At 52.2% G+C, this 18808-nt stretch carries 14 protein-coding genes and 1 riboswitch; of the genes, 6 read left to right on the top strand and 8 right to left on the bottom strand.

The annotated features are described in order from the left end of the window. Nucleotides 1-113: 113 nt before the first annotated feature. Together murI and btuB are read right to left on the bottom strand one after the other, a co-directional pair. Nucleotides 114-965, bottom strand: a complete 852-nt coding sequence (murI, locus tag OGX96_RS10840) for a glutamate racemase (RefSeq protein ID WP_003847829.1) — start codon at nt 963-965, stop codon at nt 114-116. Beyond that, a complete protein-coding gene (gene btuB / locus OGX96_RS10835) occupies nt 910-2766 on the bottom strand; it encodes a TonB-dependent vitamin B12 receptor BtuB (RefSeq protein ID WP_286582995.1) in 1857 nt (618 codons plus the stop codon). The genes murI and btuB overlap by 56 nt, the downstream gene beginning before the upstream one ends. 65 nt (nt 2767-2831) lie before the next feature. After that, a riboswitch (cobalamin riboswitch) is annotated at nt 2832-3018 on the bottom strand. Between the two features lie 115 nt (nt 3019-3133). Between btuB and trmA the strand changes: the two genes are divergently transcribed. Next, nucleotides 3134-4234 carry a tRNA (uridine(54)-C5)-methyltransferase TrmA gene (trmA, locus tag OGX96_RS10830; RefSeq protein WP_286582994.1) on the top strand — a complete coding sequence of 367 codons (1101 nt, stop codon included), beginning with the start codon at nt 3134-3136 and terminating at the stop codon, nt 4232-4234. A gap of 82 nt (nt 4235-4316) precedes the next feature. On the opposite strand, the gene OGX96_RS10825 is transcribed toward trmA, so the two are convergent. Together OGX96_RS10825 and fabR are read right to left on the bottom strand one after the other, a co-directional pair. Next, nucleotides 4317-4676, bottom strand: coding sequence for a YijD family membrane protein (locus OGX96_RS10825; RefSeq protein ID WP_003825114.1), 360 nt, complete (start codon nt 4674-4676; stop codon nt 4317-4319). A gap of 15 nt (nt 4677-4691) precedes the next feature. Then, complete coding sequence (gene fabR / locus OGX96_RS10820) at nt 4692-5327, bottom strand: HTH-type transcriptional repressor FabR (RefSeq protein WP_003028862.1); 636 nt, start codon at nt 5325-5327, stop codon at nt 4692-4694. A 191-nt stretch (nt 5328-5518) separates the two neighbouring features. Between fabR and sthA the strand changes: the two genes are divergently transcribed. Next, complete coding sequence (gene sthA / locus OGX96_RS10815) at nt 5519-6919, top strand: Si-specific NAD(P)(+) transhydrogenase (protein WP_003028860.1); 1401 nt, start codon at nt 5519-5521, stop codon at nt 6917-6919. Here sthA and oxyR read toward each other — a convergent pair. The 4 genes from oxyR to argC all read right to left on the bottom strand — a co-directional run bounded on the left by oxyR (nt 6902) and on the right by argC (nt 11420). After that, nucleotides 6902-7819: a DNA-binding transcriptional regulator OxyR gene (oxyR, locus tag OGX96_RS10810; protein WP_008787060.1), complete on the bottom strand. Its 918-nt coding sequence runs from the start codon at nt 7817-7819 to the stop codon at nt 6902-6904. The genes sthA and oxyR overlap by 18 nt on opposite strands. Before the next feature lie 333 nt (nt 7820-8152). Beyond that, nucleotides 8153-9523 carry an argininosuccinate lyase gene (argH, locus tag OGX96_RS10805; protein WP_048237070.1) on the bottom strand — a complete coding sequence of 457 codons (1371 nt, stop codon included), beginning with the start codon at nt 9521-9523 and terminating at the stop codon, nt 8153-8155. A 108-nt stretch (nt 9524-9631) separates the two neighbouring features. Then, complete coding sequence (gene argB, locus OGX96_RS10800) at nt 9632-10405, bottom strand: acetylglutamate kinase (protein ID WP_003028854.1); 774 nt, start codon at nt 10403-10405, stop codon at nt 9632-9634. A gap of 10 nt (nt 10406-10415) precedes the next feature. Beyond that, the gene (gene argC / locus OGX96_RS10795) at nt 10416-11420 is read right to left on the bottom strand and encodes an N-acetyl-gamma-glutamyl-phosphate reductase (protein ID WP_008787057.1); all 1005 of its coding nucleotides are present in this window, start codon (nt 11418-11420) and stop codon (nt 10416-10418) included. Between the two features lie 155 nt (nt 11421-11575). Between argC and argE the strand changes: the two genes are divergently transcribed. From argE to OGX96_RS10775, 4 genes are all read left to right on the top strand, one after another. Next, a complete protein-coding gene (gene argE / locus OGX96_RS10790; RefSeq protein WP_003028848.1) occupies nt 11576-12727 on the top strand; it encodes an acetylornithine deacetylase in 1152 nt (383 codons plus the stop codon). 269 nt (nt 12728-12996) lie between these two features. Next, nucleotides 12997-15648: a phosphoenolpyruvate carboxylase gene (gene ppc, locus OGX96_RS10785; RefSeq protein WP_286582991.1), complete on the top strand. Its 2652-nt coding sequence runs from the start codon at nt 12997-12999 to the stop codon at nt 15646-15648. A gap of 210 nt (nt 15649-15858) precedes the next feature. Continuing rightward, nucleotides 15859-17592, top strand: coding sequence for a phosphoethanolamine transferase CptA (locus OGX96_RS10780; protein ID WP_111466268.1), 1734 nt, complete (start codon nt 15859-15861; stop codon nt 17590-17592). 151 nt (nt 17593-17743) lie between these two features. Continuing rightward, nucleotides 17744-18604, top strand: a complete 861-nt coding sequence (locus tag OGX96_RS10775) for a helix-turn-helix transcriptional regulator (RefSeq protein WP_286582989.1) — start codon at nt 17744-17746, stop codon at nt 18602-18604. The last annotated feature ends 204 nt before the right edge of the window (nt 18605-18808 follow it).

Below are 18808 nucleotides of genomic sequence, written 5' to 3'. Positions count from 1 at the left end.
GCTTGTAATCCGTTGTTCCGTGTCAGTGGAGGCGCATTATAGGGAGTTATTTCAGGCTGACAAGGGGAAATTTAAAATAATCTTCCGAGTGCGTATTTTTTCATCAAAACCACTTAAACTGACAGTTTTTCGAGCGTTTTAAAGCCATAGCGCTGTAGCACAGGCAATAATTGTTCAGCTTCTGTCGTCATTGCCATACAAAATGCAACGTTCTCATCGGTTGATTTCGCATCTGGTGCTTCATGCTCTAACAACCAGGCCGTGCGGCGCGCTATCGCGGCACCAGAATCCACCAGTCTCGTCCCCTCGGGAAGGACCTGTAAAAGCTCTTCCTGTAATAGAGGGAAATGAGTGCAACCGAGCACTACTGTGTCAGGTGGTTCAGACATCCGCAGCCATGGACGCAGAATACGCCGCAGTTCTTCCAGAGAAACTGTTTCACCGTGCAGCTTCGCTTCCGCCAGTTCCACCAGCTCAGCAGAACCCAACATTGCAATTTGGCATTCGTTAGCGAATCGCGCAATCAGCTCATGGGTATACGAGCGCTTCACCGTTGCACGTGTAGCCAGTAGCCCCACAACACCGTTCGCCGTGAGTCGCGCTGCCGGTTTAATCGCAGGCACCACGCCCACAACCGGGAAAGCAAATTTCTCACGTAACGCAGGGAGCGACACCGTGCTTGCTGTATTACACGCGATGACCGCAAGAGAGAGGGGATAGCGCTGCTGGACCGCAGTCACTATCTCAACAACACGCTCGACGATAAACTCCTCGCTCTTCTCTCCATAAGGAAAGGCGACGTTGTCGAAAGCGTAGATATAGTGGAGATCCGGCAGAAGACGCCGGATCTCGTCATAGACCGACAACCCACCGACGCCGGAATCAAATACCAGCACGGTGGGACGGGGATCAGAAGGTGTAGCTGCCAGACAAGGTGTATTCCCGTCCTGCAGTTGCGTAGCCATAAACTGTCTCGTAATCTTTATCGAACAGGTTGGCGATTTTACCACGAACTGTCAGCTGTGAGGTGATTGGATATGACACTCCGATATCCCACAAGCTGACGCCGCCCAATTTAACATCACGATTATTGTCGTAATCATTATCGTAACGTTCACCTATATATTGATAAGCAATGTTCCACCCCAAGTCCTGAACCTGCCCAGTTAACTCATACTTAACCTGCTGTTTTGCTCGGCGATAGAGTACCTTATTCGTATCATCATCCCGCGGGTCAACATACTGTAGCGTCAGGTGATGATCTACCGGGCCAGTCGTAACATTCCCAGTCCATTCCAGCCCTTTAATCGTGGCTGACTTAACGTTGACGTACTGGTTATTCTTGTAATCGATCAGGTTTTGAATTTCATAATGATATGCCGAAAGACGCCAATCAAGCGGCCCTGTCAATCCATCAATCCCTGCTTCCCACTGTTTAGATTCTTCCGGTTTCAAATTCGGGTTGGCTGCAATACCCGGCCCATAGGAAGAGGCAAAACGCGTAGCCCCGTATTGCTGACCAAGTGAAGGAGCCAGGAAACCTGTGCCATAAGAGAGCGTTGCACGGTAGCCATCAACAAACTCCCAGCCTGCAGCAGTCTGCCAGGTGCCATGCCAGCCGAATTGTTCATCATGATCTTCACGGCCTGAGGCTTCCAGCGTGACGCTATCAATTTGTTGTTGCCCAGTTAGATAAAGTCCGGTCGTATCACGTTTATAAGCGTCCGATTTCGTGGTACTACTGGAAGTCAGCTTTTCTTGTTTCCAGTCGACACCACCGCTAATCGCTCCATGCCCAACCTCAACGTTATTTCCCCACTGAATATAGCGCTGTTCCATATTATCCAGCGTAGCATCCCCCGCATAACGACCGAGTTGATTGCTATAGTTGTAATCTTTGAGATGCTGGTAGTTAGCAATCAGTTGGGCGGAATAGATACCTGAGCTGTAACGAAGGCCGGAATCCCAGGACTGAGTGTAATTCTGAGCTTCGTCATTACCGCCAGCATAGCCATAAGAGCCCTGATCGTAATCGCTATTCGCCGTGTAGCCGTAACCACGGAAGAAACCGGAGAAGTTATCGTTAAACTTGTGCTGCAAGCCGCCCCAGAACAGTTTGTTGCGATAACCATCGCGATCGCTGTCGCCGCTGTAAGGGGAGTCAGGTTGAATGTTAAAACCTTTGGTCGTCTGGTAAGCGCCAGCCGCCGTCACCATCGTGTCACCAAATCGTTTATTTATCGTGCCGTCGTAGGTCTGATAACCATCAGTCCCCATACCTGCGTTGATCTGTGATTTCTCTTCATTACTCATCGTAATGATGTTCATCACACCACCGATCGCACCAGATCCGTACACAGCTGAACGCGGCCCGCGAATATATTCAACACGTTGCACCAACGATACCGGAATCTGACCAATATCAATCGCATTACCGATGCCTGCACGCGCCATCGGCACGCCATCAATCAATACCAGGACATGCCGGGACTCAGTACCGCGAACATACAGCGAGGAGCTTTTCCCCATACCGCCGCTTTGCGAAATATCTACGCCCGGCAATCGGCGCATGACATCATTGAGATCTTTTGACTGCCAGCGCTGAATATCTTCACGCGTCACCACATCAGTGGGGGCAAGGACAGTATTAACAGGCTGCTGAAAACGGTTGGCAGTAACGACGAGAGTATCTGGGCTAGTATCCTGTGCCCAACCAGAAAATGCCGTGACGGAAAGTGCCGTGCACAGCAACGATTTTTTAATCATTGTAAAGCATCCACAATATAAGAAGGATGCCGCAGGTCCCACCGATAGTACGCGATGATGAAAGCCAGATGCGACGTTAGCCGGCAGGTCTTCGGGCTTGGAGGCAACTTAAAGAGACGATAACTTCCCACGGCATGCCGCAGTGTCTGCACCAGGTGCGCTCATCCCCTACCTTCCTTACCGCTGCGCGTCAGCTCCAGATTCACACTGGATTCCCTTTTAACTCACAGGACCGGAAAACGGATGCTACAGTTTGTTACAACCCACTGTCCAGACTGCGTATCACAATATCGGAAATCATCAATGACTGGACATCTGATGAGCAATCCCTACAATCCCCGCGTACTTTTATTTTTCAGGACGCATCATGACCCCCGAACACCTTCCGACAGAACAGTACGACGCACAGTTAGCTGAAAAAGTGGTGCGTCTGCAGAGCTTAATGACGCCATTTTATGCACAGGCTCCGGAAGTGTTTCGCTCACCGGTCAGCCACTACCGTATGCGCGCGGAATTCCGTCTGTGGCATGACGGTGATGATCTGTACCACATCATGTTCGACAGCCAGACCAAAAATCGTATCCGTGTCGACAGCTTCCCGGCAGCCAGTGAGCTTATCAACACGCTGATGACGGCAATGATCGAAGGCGTTCGCAACAACCACGTCCTGCGTCACAAACTGTTTCAGATTGATTACCTCACAACTCTGAGCGATCAGGCGGTGGTATCGATGCTGTACCATAAAAAGCTGGATGATGAATGGCGTCAGGAAGCTGAAACGCTGCGGGATGCGCTACGGGCGAAAAACCTGAATGTGCATCTGATTGGCCGGGCAACCAAAACCAAAATCGAGCTGGATCAGGGCTACATTGACGAACGCTTGCCGGTTGCGGGTAAAGAGATTATCTATCGCCAGGTTGAGAACAGCTTCACCCAGCCGAACGCCGCCATGAATATTCAGATGTTGGAGTGGGCGATTGATGTCACCAGGGGCTCAAAAGGCGACCTGCTGGAGCTGTATTGCGGCAATGGCAATTTCTCGTTAGCCCTGGCACAAAACTTCAACCGCGTACTGGCGACGGAAATCGCCAAGCCGTCCGTTGCTGCTGCACAGTACAACATTGCGGCTAACCAGATTGAAAACGTACAAATAATCCGCATGGCGGCCGAAGAGTTTACTCAGGCGATGAACGGCGTTCGCGAGTTCAACCGTTTGCAGGGAATCGATCTGAAGAGTTACCAGTGTGAAACTATCTTCGTTGACCCACCGCGCAGCGGTCTGGACAGCGAAACGGAGAAAATGGTGCAGGCGTATCCGCGCATTCTGTACATCTCCTGCAATCCGGAGACGCTGTGTAAAAACCTGGAAACGTTAAGCCAGACGCACAATGTTTCACGTCTGGCGCTATTCGATCAGTTCCCGTATACGCACCATATGGAGTGCGGCGTACTGTTAACCAAGAAGTAAGACAGAACGTAGGCTGGATAAGCACTACCTGTTCAGATTGCCGGATAGCGGCTTTGCCTTATCCGGCCTACCGCTACAACTGTTACTCCGCAATTTCCTGTTTACGGTTACGGACTTTAAAGCCGATCCAGAACACCAGAATCACAGACAGTACCGCCGGGAAGAAGTTAGAGCCGATATCCGGATATTCAGCGCGTACCACGGTGCTGTACAGCAAAACGCCGAGGATAAAGCAGGCGGCAGCCAGGCCCGGCAATCCCACAGGCATGGTGCGGTTCTGATAGCGTTGATGCAGACAATACACCGTCAGCACCAGCGAAATGATCGGGAATACTGAGAATGGCACAATGGAGCTAAACAGCGCCGCAAATGTACCATTGATCGATAAGCCAGCAACCAGCGCCAGCAGCAGCGTACCTTTATCTTGACCTGACTGTTTCATTGCTTGTCCTTCTCGTTACTCGGAGTGGTGCGTCATCTTCTCTTGTTCACGGCGGTACCAATAAAATGCGCCTTTCGCGATCATGCGTAGTTGCAATACCAGCCGCTCTTCCAACTGTCGGCGCTGCTCAGCGCCAACATCCAGTGCTTCTGCCCCGGCGCTGAACACAATGGTTACCATGGCTTCGGCTTGTGCTTCAGTAAACGCACGAGGCATATGGTTTTCGAGTTCCAGATAGTCCGCAAGTTCCGCGATGAAGTGCTGAATTTCACGAGCGACCGCTGCACGAAACGCTGCGGATGTCCCCGAACGCTCGCGCAATAATAAACGGAAGGCGTTGGGATTGTTGCCGATGAACTCCATAAATGTTGAGACCGAGGTGCGGATCACACTCCCGCCCTTCGCGATACGCTGGCGCGCCTGGCGCATCAACTGACGCAGCATCAGACCGCTCTCGTCCACCATCGTCAGGCCGAGTTCATCCACATCGCGGAAATGGCGATAAAACGAGGTTGGCGCAATGCCCGCTTCACGAGCAACTTCGCGTAAACTGAGGCTGGCAAAACTACGCTCAGCGCTGAGTTGACTAAATGCGGCTTCTACCAGCGAACGCCGGGTTTTCTCTTTTTGTTGCGCTCTAACGCCCATCACGATGTCTGAATCCTTCCACATACCTTGCTGGCACTATACCAGAGATTAGGCGGTTGGCATGGCTTTGTGAATGATTGTTTACGCGCAGTTTGTGCTTCGACTTCGCAAAAAAGCACAACGATAATTGGGTTATCTCAACAACAATGTTACTATTCTGTTGCTTTTATGTATAAGAACAGGTAAGCCTGACCATGTCACATTCTTACGATTACGATGCAATAGTAATAGGTTCCGGTCCCGGCGGCGAAGGCGCGGCAATGGGTCTGGTTAAGCAAGGAGCGCGCGTCGCGGTAATTGAGCGCTATCATAATGTCGGCGGAGGTTGTACCCACTGGGGCACCATCCCGTCGAAAGCTCTCCGCCACGCCGTCAGCCGCATTATTGAATTCAATCAGAACCCACTGTACAGCGACCACTCCCGACTCCTTCGTTCTTCTTTCGCCGATATTCTCAACCACGCTGATAACGTTATTAATCAGCAAACGCGTATGCGGCAAGGATTTTACGAGCGCAACCACTGCGAAATTTTGCAGGGAAATGCCCGTTTTGTTGATGAACACACGATCGCCCTGGAATGTCACGACGGTACGGTGGAAACGCTGACTGCGGATAAGTTTGTTATTGCCTGCGGTTCGCGTCCTTATCGCCCTGTTGATGTCGACTTTTCGCATCCCCGGGTTTACGACAGTGACTCTATCCTGAGCCTGCACCACGAACCCCGTCATGTGCTGATTTATGGCGCGGGGGTCATTGGCTGTGAATATGCGTCGATCTTCCGTGGAATGGACGTCAAAGTTGATTTAATCAACACCCGCGATCGTCTGCTGGCATTCCTCGATCAGGAGATGTCCGACTCGCTCTCTTACCACTTCTGGAACAGCGGTGTGGTCATTCGCCACAACGAAGAGTATGAGAAGATTGAAGGTTGCGATGACGGCGTCATCATGCACCTGAAGTCCGGTAAGAAACTGAAGGCCGACTGCCTGCTGTACGCCAATGGCCGTACCGGTAATACCGATTCGCTGGCGCTGGAAAACATTGGTCTGAAAACCGACAGCCGCGGGCAGCTCAAAGTGAATAGCATGTACCAGACGGCGCTGCCGCATGTGTACGCCGTAGGGGATGTGATTGGTTATCCGAGCCTGGCATCGGCGGCCTACGACCAGGGACGCATTGCCGCCCAGGCACTGGTAAAAGGCGAGGCCACCGCGCATCTGATCGAAGATATCCCAACCGGGATTTACACCATTCCGGAAATCAGCTCCGTTGGTAAAACAGAACAGCAGCTCACAGCAATGAAAGTTCCATACGAGGTTGGCCGCGCCCAGTTTAAGCATCTGGCACGTGCACAAATCGTGGGTATGAGTGTCGGAACGCTGAAGATCCTGTTCCATCGCGAAACCAAGGAGATTTTGGGGATCCACTGCTTTGGGGAGCGCGCGGCCGAAATTATTCACATCGGGCAAGCGATAATGGAGCAAAAAGGTGGTGGTAACACTATCGAGTACTTCGTTAACACCACCTTTAACTACCCAACCATGGCAGAAGCCTATCGGGTAGCGGCGCTAAATGGCTTAAACCGCCTGTTTTAACGCACTGTCGAAATGGCCATCCATTGATCCACGGATGGCCTCTGCCAGCTGTTCATAACGGCTGCGCAGCGGCGAACCAGGACGGTACACCAGACCAATCGTACGACGCGGTTCGGGTTTAATGCATGGCAGATAAACGACACCATCACGCTTACGCTCCGGTGGAACGGCCAGCGCAGGCAGTAAGGTAATACCACTGCCTGCCGCCACCATGTTACGCAGCGTTTCCAGACTGGTTGCCCGAAAATGGGTATCTTCATCAGCACCCGCTTCAAAGCAGAAACCCATCGCCTGATCGCGCAGACAGTGGCCATCTTCCAGCATCAGCAGTTTTTCACCCGCCAGATCGGACATCGGTACACAGTCACGGTTTGCCCATGGGTGATCTTCATAGATCGCCAGCATCATAGGCTCATCAAATAACGGTACTTCGATGAACGCCTCACTCTCTTTGACCAGCGCCAGAATGACGCAGTCGAGCTTGCCGCTATCCAGTTGCGCCAACAGCTGATGTGTCTGCGCTTCATGGAGATACATCTCCAGTTTTGGGAAGGTCTGGTGCAACATCGGAATAATATGCGGCAGCAGGTATGGCCCCACCGTTGGGATCAAACCAATATGCAGCGGGCCAGACATTGTCTCGCCTTGTTGGCTTGCCATCTCCTTGAGCACTTTGACCTCGCGCAGCACGGTGCGCGCCTGATCCACCAGCAGCAAACCGGCCTGGGTGAACAGCACCTTGCGACTCGTACGCTCCAGCAACATGACGCCAAGCTCATCTTCCAGCTTGCGGATCTGCCCGCTCAGCGTGGGTTGGCTAACGTGACAGGAGTCTGCCGCTCGTCGGAAGTGACGATGTTCGGCTAGCGCCACCAGGTATTCAAGATCACGAATATTCATTATTCATCCTCCATCGCCACGATAGTTCGTAGCGATAGGTAGCATAGCAACGAACGATTATCCCTATCAAGCTTTCTGTTTAATAATGCACCACAGAAACGGAACGGTACCCCTTTAACCCTTGAAGCTACTGTCCGTTTGAGAGTTTCTCTCATACTCGAAATAACTAAAGCCAACGTGAACTTTTGCGGACCTTGAGTCCGCATTTTTTTTGCATAAAAAAAGCCCGGCGTCGCAAAGCTCGGCCGGGTTATGGTTTGGTAGGCCTGATAAGCGTAGCGCCATCAGGCAGAACGGCGCACAGTGCCGGATGGCGGCTTCGCCTTATCCGACCTACAGGCGTGCCTTCGCGTAGTCGATCGCCTGCGCAACCTGCTGCGGCGACACGCCACCTTTCGCTGCACGTTTATCCAGACACGATTGCAAGGAGAGGATCGGGTAAACGTCATCGCCAATCACCTGGCTGAACTTTTGTAAGTCGGCAAGCGACAGCGCTTCCAGCGGTTTGCCCTGACGAATCGCCTCGACCACCGTTTCCCCCACAATATGGTGCGCTTCGCGGAACGGGACGCCTTTCGCCACCAGATAATCCGCCAGCTCAGTGGCGTTAGCATAACCCTGCTGCGCCGCTTCCTGGCAACGCGGACGTTTCACCTGGATTCCATCCAGCACCAGCGCGGCCATATGCAGACAGTCCAGCCAGGTGTCGAGCGCGTCGAACAGCCCTTCTTTGTCTTCCTGCATATCTTTGTTGTATGCCAGTGGAAGGCCTTTTAAAGTCATCATCATGCCGGTCAGCGCACCCTGCACGCGACCGCATTTGCCACGGATCAGCTCCAGCGCATCCGGGTTTTTCTTCTGCGGCATCAGAGATGAACCGGAAGTCACACGGTCGGAGAGTTCAACAAAGCCCGCTTCGCCGGTGTTAAAGAAAATCAGATCTTCAGCAAAACGCGACAGGTGTACCATGCCGATAGAGGCGTCGGAGAGTAACTCCAGCACGTGGTCACGGTCAGAAACGCTGTCCAGGCTGTTGCGCGTTGCCGAGGCAAAGCCCAACCAAGCCGCCAACTGCTCGCGATCGATTTCATACGCCGTACCCGCCAGCGCGCCGCAGCCTAACGGACTGACGTCCAGGCGTTTGAGCGCATCCTGCAAACGGCTCTCGTCACGCGCCAACATTTCAACATAGGCCAGACACCAGTGAGCAAACGTCACCGGCTGCGCACGTTGCAGGTGGGTGTAACCCGGCATGACGGCGTCCTGGTTATTCTCCGCCGTCACCACCAGCGCAGTTTGCAACTGACGATTGGCCGACAGTAATTCGATAACCGTATCTTTGCACCACAGCTTGAGATCGGTCGCGACCTGGTCATTACGGCTACGCCCGGTATGCAGTTTTTTACCAAGCTGGCCGACTTTATCAATCAGCTTACCTTCCACCCAACTGTGAATATCTTCGGCATCGCTTTGCAAAATCTGCTGAGGATTCGCGCGAACCTCTTCCAGCAGGTTATTCAGCGCCTCTTCCAACTGCAGCTGTTCATCGGCAGTCAGTACACCTACCGTTACCAACGCTTTGGACCAGGCCACAGAGCCAACAATATCCTGTTCTGCCAGGCGGTAGTCAAAACGCAACGAGTCGTTGAACTGTTTGAACCGCTGATCTGCTGCCTGTGTAAAACGCCCACCCCAAAGTGCCATAACGAATTTCCTTAATATGATATTTTTGCCCGGTGGCGCTGCGCTTACCGAGCCTACAAAACCCACGTAGACCGGATAAGGCGAAGCCGCCATCCGGCACATTAATAGTTAAGCCAGAATACGCGTACCAATTGGCGTGCCGTTAAACAGCGCCGGAAGTTGCTCTGCATGACGCCAGGAGGCGATATCCACCGGACGGCCCAGCGTACGCGCGGCATCCAGCGCTGCATTCACCTTCACGATCATGCCATCGGTAATAATGCCCTGTTCAATCAGCTGTTCCGCTTTCGCCGCGGTCATTTCGGCAATGCGCTGGCCTTTGCCATCCAGAATACCGCTCACATCAGAGAGCAGGATCAGATCCGCACCCAGCGTTGCCGCCAGCGCCGTTGCAGCCTGATCGGCATTCACGTTCATCAGCAGACCATCATCAGTGACACCAATAGAGCTCACTACCGGCAGAAAACCGCTTTCCAGCAGCGTGTTAATCAGCTTAGGCGAACCCGGCTGCGCCAGTCCAACATGACCCAGTTCTTTATCGAGCGGCGTCACTTTTACGCTGTCGCCATCGCCAAGATACAGACCAACAGACGCGATGTGATGCTTTTTCGCCCAGGCCAGCAAGGTTTTATTCGCCGTTCCCGCCAGGGCACCGGTAATAATGTCAATTTGATCGGCAGGCGTGACGCGCAGACCATTTTTCTTTTTCACCGGCAGATTCAGCTGCTTCATCAGCTCGTCGACCACGCAGCCGCCGCCGTGCACAATGACCAGCGGACGCTGGTGGGACTCACGATAATTCACCAGTGCGGTAAACAAGCGCTCCAGCGCCTCTTCGCTATCCAGTAAAACGCCGCCCAGCTTGATAATTAATGGATTCATTGTTGCACCCTTAAATAAGAGACTGCGTTTGGGCAAAGCCAAAACGAATATTTGCGCACTGCATCGCCTGTGACGCCGCGCCTTTCAATAAGTTGTCTTCCGTCGCCACAACGATCAGATGCTCACCCTGCACAGCAAACCCGATATCACAGAATGGTAATCCAACCACGTTCTTCAACGCTGGAACCCCTTTGTCATACAGACGCACCAACGGTTTATCGCCATACGCCTGTTGCAGCGTCTGCGCTACCTGAGCATGAGTTACACCCGCTTTAAGGCGGCAAGTGATAGTTTCCAGAATTCCGCGCGGGAAGTTGCCCAGATGCGGGGTGAAAATCACTTCAGCCCCCAGATGAGTAGCGATTTCCGGCTGATGACGATGGGTAAAGACGCCATACGGTTGCAGGCTTACTTCGCAAAAACTGTTAGAGATAGCCGCTTTACGGCCCGCGCCGCTCACGCCGCTGGTCGCATTAATTACCGGCCACTGGCTGAGATCCAACAGCCCGGCATCAATCAGTGGTTTCAGCGAAAGCTGCGCCGCCGTCGGGTAACAACCCGGCACTGCAATCAGATTCGCTTCTTTCAGTTGGTCTTCGTTCCATTCCGCCAGCCCGTAAACTGCCTGCTCCAGCAGATCGGGATGCTGATGGGTAAAACCATAATATTTTTCATAGAACGCGCCGTCATTTACGCGAAACGCGCCAGAGAGGTCAAACACCACGCAACCGGCCTGCAAAAACTGCGGAGCCAGGTCATGACTTACCTCATGAGCCGTTGCGAGGAACACAACATCCACCCCTGCGCTAAACTCGCTGATATCTGACATTGGCTGCAACGGTAAATCGACAATGCCTTTCAACTGCGGATGCAAATCGGAGATTAATTTTCCTGCATCATTGCTTTGCGCTGAGACGGTCAAAGCGGTTATGGTCATATCAGGATGGCGATTTACATAGGTCACAAGCTCTGCGCCGGCATAGCCACTGGCGCCCACAATCAGCGTATTCAACATCGGGGCTGCTCACCTTCTTAGATTCTGTTGCCAGGTATAAGCCTTTATCACCTCACCTTACACTTGGTGGGTTTTATTACGCTCAACGTTAATGTATTTTTATTCACAAATACTGCATGAATATTGATACTATCATGACCCGAGGTGTGTCAACAATGAAAAACAATTTACCGCCATTTATCGAGATTTACCGCGCTCTGATTGCCACGCCATCGATTAGCGCTACCGAAGAAGCGCTCGATCAAAGCAATGCAGGTTTAATCACTCTGTTGGCGGGCTGGTTTAAAGATTTAGGCTTCAATGTGGAGGTCCAGCCGGTTCCCGATACGCGAAATAAATTCAATATGCTGGCGAGCATTGGACAGGGCGCTGGTGGTCTGTTGTTGGCGGGCCATACCGATACCGTACCCTTTGACGACGGACGCTGGACGCGCGATCCGTTCACCCTGACCGAGCATGACAATAAGCTCTATGGTTTGGGTACGGCGGACATGAAAGGCTTCTTCGCCTTTATCCTCGACGCGTTGCGTGATGTCGACGTCACGAAGCTGAAAAAGCCCCTCTACATTCTGGCCACTGCTGACGAAGAGACCAGCATGGCGGGAGCTCGCTACTTCTCTGAAACCACTGCTCTGCGCCCAGACTGCGCGATTATTGGCGAACCCACTTCACTGCAACCGGTTCGCGCACACAAAGGTCATATCTCTAATGCGATACGCATTCTGGGACAATCGGGTCATTCAAGCGATCCGGCGCGTGGCGTTAATGCGATTGAACTGATGCATGATGCCATCGGCCATATCATGCATCTGCGCGATGACCTGAAAGCGCGCTATCACCATGATGCCTTTACCGTTCCGTATCCAACGTTAAATTTGGGCCACATCCACGGTGGCGACGCCGCCAACCGAATCTGCGCCTGCTGCGAACTGCATATGGATATTCGCCCGCTACCAGGTATGACGCTAAACGATCTCAATGGGTTACTTAACGAAGCGCTGGCCCCTGTCAGCGAACGCTGGCCGGGCCGCCTGACCGTATCGGAACTGCATCCACCGATTCCAGGCTATGAGTGTCCGCCTGACCATCAACTGGTAGAGGTGGTTGAGAAACTGCTGGGCGCACAGACTGAAGTGGTGAACTACTGCACCGAAGCGCCATTTATCCAGACGCTTTGCCCGACGCTGGTATTGGGTCCAGGTTCTATTAATCAGGCGCATCAGCCGGATGAATATCTGGAAACACGCTTTATTAAGCCAACTCGCGAATTAATCACCCAGGTTGTGCATCATTTCTGCTGGCATTAACTGCTTGTCACCCCGCTAATCCTTTAGTGGTAAGCGGGGTGATTTTTTAACATTTCCATAAGCAACGCTTATTTGATTGGATGTGAATTAAATAACGTAAATTCACGGCATTTATTCGTTTGCTGAACCGATTTCGCAGCAATTGACGTCACGTGTTTTACGTGGCTTTATAAAAGACGGCTAAAAAGTTAAGTCCGCAAGATTTCGCGTGATAGTCAGGCGCGAAAGATACAGGACATATTCAAAATAGATGGGGTGTCTGGGTTAATATGAACGAACAATATTCCGCGTTGCGTAGTAATGTCAGTATGCTCGGCAAAGTGCTGGGAGAGACCATCAAGGATGCGCTGGGAGAGAACATTCTTGATCGCGTAGAAACAATTCGTAAGCTGTCCAAATCATCTCGCGCTGGCAATGAAGTTAATCGCCAGGAATTGCTCACCACACTGCAAAATCTGTCTAACGACGAGCTGCTGCCGGTTGCCCGCGCATTTAGCCAGTTCCTGAACCTGGCCAACACCGCCGAGCAATACCACAGCATTTCGCCAAAAGGCGAAGCAGCCAGCAACCCGGAAGTGATTGCTCGCACTCTGCGTAAACTGAAAGAGCAGCCCAACCTCAATGACGCCACCATCAAGAAAGCCGTAGAATCACTCTCTCTGGAGCTGGTACTCACCGCCCACCCGACCGAGATCACTCGTCGTACGCTGATCCATAAAATGGGTGAAGTGAACGCCTGCCTCAAGCAGCTTGATAACAAAGACCTCGTCGATTATGAACGCAACCAACTGATGCGCCGTCTGCGTCAGCTCATTGCCCAGTCCTGGCATACGGATGAGATCCGCAAGCTGCGCCCAAGCCCGGTTGATGAAGCCAAATGGGGTTTCGCGGTAGTTGAAAACAGCCTGTGGGAAGGTGTACCGAACTACCTGCGCGAGCTGAATGAACAACTGGAAGAGCATCTGGGTTATAAGCTGCCGGTTGATTTTGTCCCGGTTCGATTTACTTCCTGGATGGGCGGTGACCGTGATGGTAACCCGAACGTAACGGCAGATATCACCCGTCACGTGCTGCTGCTCAGCCGCTGGAAAGCGACAGACCTGTTCCTGAAAGACATCCAGTTTCTGATTTCTGAGCTGTCGATGGTGGATGCCACGCCGGACCTGATGGCGCTGGTAGGCGAAGAAGGTGCAGCTGAACCTTATCGCTATCTGATGAAAACCCTGCGTTCTCGTCTGATGGCAACCCAGGCCTGGCTTGAAGCCCGTCTGAAAGGCGAGAAATTGCCGAAACCAGCGGGACTTCTCACCCAAAACGAACAGCTTTGGGACCCGCTATACGCGTGCTACCAGTCTCTGCAGGCCTGTGGCATGGGTATTATCGCCAATGGCGAATTGCTCGACACCCTTAGGCGCGTGAAGTGTTTCGGTGTACCGCTGGTGCGTATTGATATTCGTCAGGAAAGCACCCGTCATACTGAAGCCCTGGGCGAACTGACCCGTTATCTGGGCATTGGCGACTACGAAAACTGGTCGGAAGCGGATAAACAGGCTTTCCTGATCCGCGAGCTGAATTCCAAGCGTCCGCTCCTGCCGCGTAACTGGGAACCGAGCAACGACACCCGTGAAGTGCTCGACACCTGTCGGGTCATTGCCGAAGCCCCATATGGCTCCATTGCCGCCTATGTTATCTCGATGGCGAAAACTCCGTCGGATGTGCTGGCCGTGCATCTGCTGCTGAAAGAAGCCGGAATTGGTTTTGCTATGCCGGTCGCTCCGCTATTTGAAACGCTGGACGACCTCAACAATGCCGATGACGTCATGTCTCAACTTTTAAATATCGACTGGTACCGCGGCTTTATTCAGGGCAAACAGATGGTCATGATTGGCTATTCTGATTCCGCAAAAGACGCGGGCGTGATGGCGGCCTCCTGGGCGCAATACCAGGCTCAGGACGCGCTAATCAAAACCTGCGAAAAAGCCGGTATCGAACTGACGCTTTTCCACGGTCGCGGTGGTTCCATTGGTCGCGGCGGCGCGCCTGCACATGCGGCGCTACTCTCTCAACCGCCGGGCAGCCTGAAAGGCGGTCTGCGCGTGACAGAACAAGGGGAGATGATCCGCTTTAAGTACGGCCTGCCGGAAGTGACCATCAGCAGCCTGTCGCTGTATACCGGAGCAATTCTGGAGGCCAACCTGTTACCACCGCCAGAACCGAAAGATAGCTGGCGTCATATCATGGATGAGCTTTCCGATATTTCCTGCGAGCTCTATCGTGGATATGTGCGTGAAAACAAAGACTTCGTCCCTTATTTCCGCTCAGCGACACCGGAGCAGGAACTGGGTAAACTCCCGCTCGGTTCACGTCCGGCAAAACGCCGTCCGACCGGCGGGGTAGAGTCTCTGCGCGCCATTCCGTGGATCTTCGCCTGGACGCAGAACCGCCTGATGCTCCCGGCCTGGTTGGGTGCAGGTACCGCGCTGCAAAAAGTGGTTGAAGACGGCAAGCAAAGCGAACTTGAAGCCATGTGCCGCGACTGGCCATTCTTCTCCACACGCCTTGGCATGCTGGAAATGGTTTTCGCAAAAGCAGACCTGTGGCTGGCAGAGTATTACGATCAGCGCCTGGTCAAAAAAGATCTGTGGCCGCTGGGTGCAGAGCTACGCCAACGCCTGGCAGCAGATATCGATGTCGTACTGGCGATTGCCAACGACTCGCATTTGATGGCCGACCTGCCGTGGATTGCCGAGTCCATTCAGTTAAGGAATGTTTATACTGACCCACTGAACGTCTTACAGGCAGAGCTGTTACACCGCTCACGCCAGGCAGAAGAACAGGGCAATGCACCGGACCCACGCGTGGAACAAGCATTGATGGTCACAATCGCTGGTGTCGCCGCGGGTATGCGTAATACTGGCTAACGTCCCTCCCCCGTCGCCTTCGTGCTATTGTACGAAGGCGACAGCAAAAACCACTGTTACAACCACTTCATTTTCAATATATTTCCCCTCGAACATATTCACCACGTGAATATAACAACGGCAAAACACGATCCTAAGATCGTGATGCTTCAGTTCCTCTTAATGTTTAGGTGCTAATCTTGGCGCTACAATTAAAGACAGGCTCATACTATGCAATCCTTACAACTCCAGTCTAAACCCGTATTTAGCTGGAAAGCCCTGGGTTGGGCGCTCCTCTATTTTTGGTTCTTTTCTTCGTTACTGCAGGCCGTTATCTATTTTAGCGGCTACAGCGGATCTACCGGTTTACGCGACTCCTTGCTGTTTAGTTCGCTGTGGTTGATTCCGGTATTCTTATTTCCAAACCGTATCCGCATTATTGCTGCCGTGATAGGCGTGGTGTTATGGGCGGCCTCGCTGGCTGCTCTGAGCTATTACGTCATCTACGGGCAAGAGTTCTCGCAAAGCGTTCTGTACGTAATGTTTGAAACCAATGCGAACGAAGCCAGCGAATATCTGAGCCAATATTTCAGCCTGAAGATTGTCTTAATTGCGCTGGCCTATACAGCTGTGGCAATTCTGCTATGGACACGTCTGCGTCCTGTGCATATTCCATCACCCTGGCGCTATCTGGTGTCGTTTGCACTGTTATACGGATTGATTCTGCATCCGATGACAGTGAACACATTTATCAAACATAAGCCGTTTGAAAAAACGTTGGATGGTCTCGCCTCACGCATGGAGCCTGCCGCACCGTGGCAGTTCATCTCCGGGTATTATCAGTATCGTCAGCAGTTAACCGCGCTGAACAGCCTGCTGAATGAGAACAATGCCCTGCCGCCGCTGGCCAACTTTAAAGACAACTCCGGTGATGCGCCGCGTACGCTGGTACTGGTGATTGGCGAGTCAACGCAACGTGGCCGCATGAGCCTGTACGGTTACCCACGCGAAACAACGCCTGAACTGGATGCGCTGCATAAATCCGATCCTAACTTCACCGTGTTCAATAATGTCGTGACCTCACGTCCGTACACCATTGAAATCCTGCAGCAGGCGCTGACCTTTGCCAACGAGAAGAACCCAGATCTGTATCTGACTCAGCCGTCCCTGATGAACATGATGAAACAGGCAGGTTATAAAACCTTCTGGATCACCAATCAGCAGACGATGACCGCCCGCAACACCATGCTGACGGTGTTCTCTAAGCAGACGGATAAACAGTTCTATATGAACCAGCAGCGTACCCAAAGTGCGCGCGAATATGACAGCAACGTGCTGGCGCCATTTAAAGAAGTACTGGCTGACCCTGCACCGAAAAAGTTCATCATCGTTCACCTGCTGGGTACGCATATTAAGTACAAATTCCGTTACCCGGATGGTCAGGGTAAGTTCGACAATAATATCGACAATGTGCCCGCTGGCCTGAGTAACGATGAGCTGGAAGCTTACAACGATTACGACAGCGCGAATGTCTACAATGACCATATCATTGCCAGTCTGATCAAAGACTATAAAGCGACCGATCCGAACGGCTTCCTGCTGTACTTCTCCGATCATGGAGAAGAGGTATACGATACGCCGCCGCATAAAACGCAGGGTCGTAATGAAGACAACCCAACGCGTCATATGTATACGGTGCCGTTCTTGCTGTGGACCTCGGAAAAATGGCAGGCTGCACACCCGCGTGACTTCTCACAGGATGTGAATCGTAAATACAGCAGCTCAGAGCTTATCCACACCTGGTCTGATTTAGCGGGCTTCACCTATGATGGTTTCGATCCAACTCGTGCCATTACCAGCCCGCAGTTCAAAGAGACGACCCGCTGGATTGGCAACCCGTACAAAAAGAATGCCCTGATTGATTACGATACCCTTCCTTACGGCGATCAAATCGGTAATCAGTAACAGTCTGCCGGATGCGCTACGCTTATCCGGCCTACAGCTCGCAAAGACTTGTAGGCCGGATAAGGCATTAGCCGCCATCCGGCAATAATCACTTGAGGGCGATTGTTTTCAACGTTACTGTTTCCCTGTCTGCTGCCTGCAAGGGATTAACATGTATCACGACATCAGCCACCTGCTCTCTCGCCTGATCAACGGCCCCACACCGCTGCGGCAGATTTACTTTGCCAGCACCAGTAGCTCAACGCCGGAACTGGCGTATCAGGTCGATTTTCCCCGACTGGAGATTGTGCTGGAAGGTGAATTCACCGATAACGGTGTTGCTAGCGCATCCGCGACATTACAGCCTTGCGATGCCTTGTTCGTTCCGGCTGGTGGCTGGAACTTTCCACAGTGGCTCACACCGGTGACCACACTCAGTATCTTATTTGGCAAACAGCAACTGGGTTTTAGCATCGTGCAGTGGGACGGTAAGCAATATCAAAACCTTACCCGCCAGCACGTCGCGCGGCGTGGACCGCGTATTGGCTCATTCCTACTGCAAACGCTCAATGAAATGCAGATGCAGCCGCAGGAGCAGCAAACCGCCAGGCTAATCGTTGCAAGCTTACTGAGCCACTGCCGCGATCTGCTCGGCAGCCAGATCCAAACCGCATCACGCAGCCAGGCGCTTTTCGAAGCCATTCGCAACTATATTGACGAACGCTACGCTTCACCGCTCACCCGAGAATCCGTCGCGCAGGCGTTCTACATCTCACCCAATTATCTTTCCCACCTTTTTCAAAAAACGGGCGCTATCGGTTTTAACGAATACCTGAACCACACGCGACTGGAACACGCAAAAACGCTGTTGAAGGGTTACGAATTGAAGATTAAAGAGGTGGCGCACATTTGTGGGTTTGTTGACAGCAACTACTTCTGCCGCCTGTTTCGCAAAAATACCGAACGTTCACCATCAGAATACCGTCGGCAGTACCACAGCCAATTGACGGAGAAAGATATCTGCCAGCAATAAAGAAGACAAAAATAACATTCACTGGATTTTTGTAATATCAAAAAAGAAATCCATTACCCATTTTGCCAGAATAAACTCACCTAAAACTGATATGTGAAGTATCTCTCATTTTTCTAGATACATTACATTTATCCAGCTTTTGACAAATTTGTCAGATAGCTCGGTGTGGAGAAACACTCTTATCCTGTTCACAGCAAAGCATTC

It is taken from the genome of Citrobacter sp. Cpo100 (assembly GCF_030332595.1).
GTDB lineage: Bacteria > Pseudomonadota > Gammaproteobacteria > Enterobacterales > Enterobacteriaceae > Citrobacter > Citrobacter portucalensis.
This window is presented reverse-complemented; position numbering and strand designations above follow the sequence as displayed.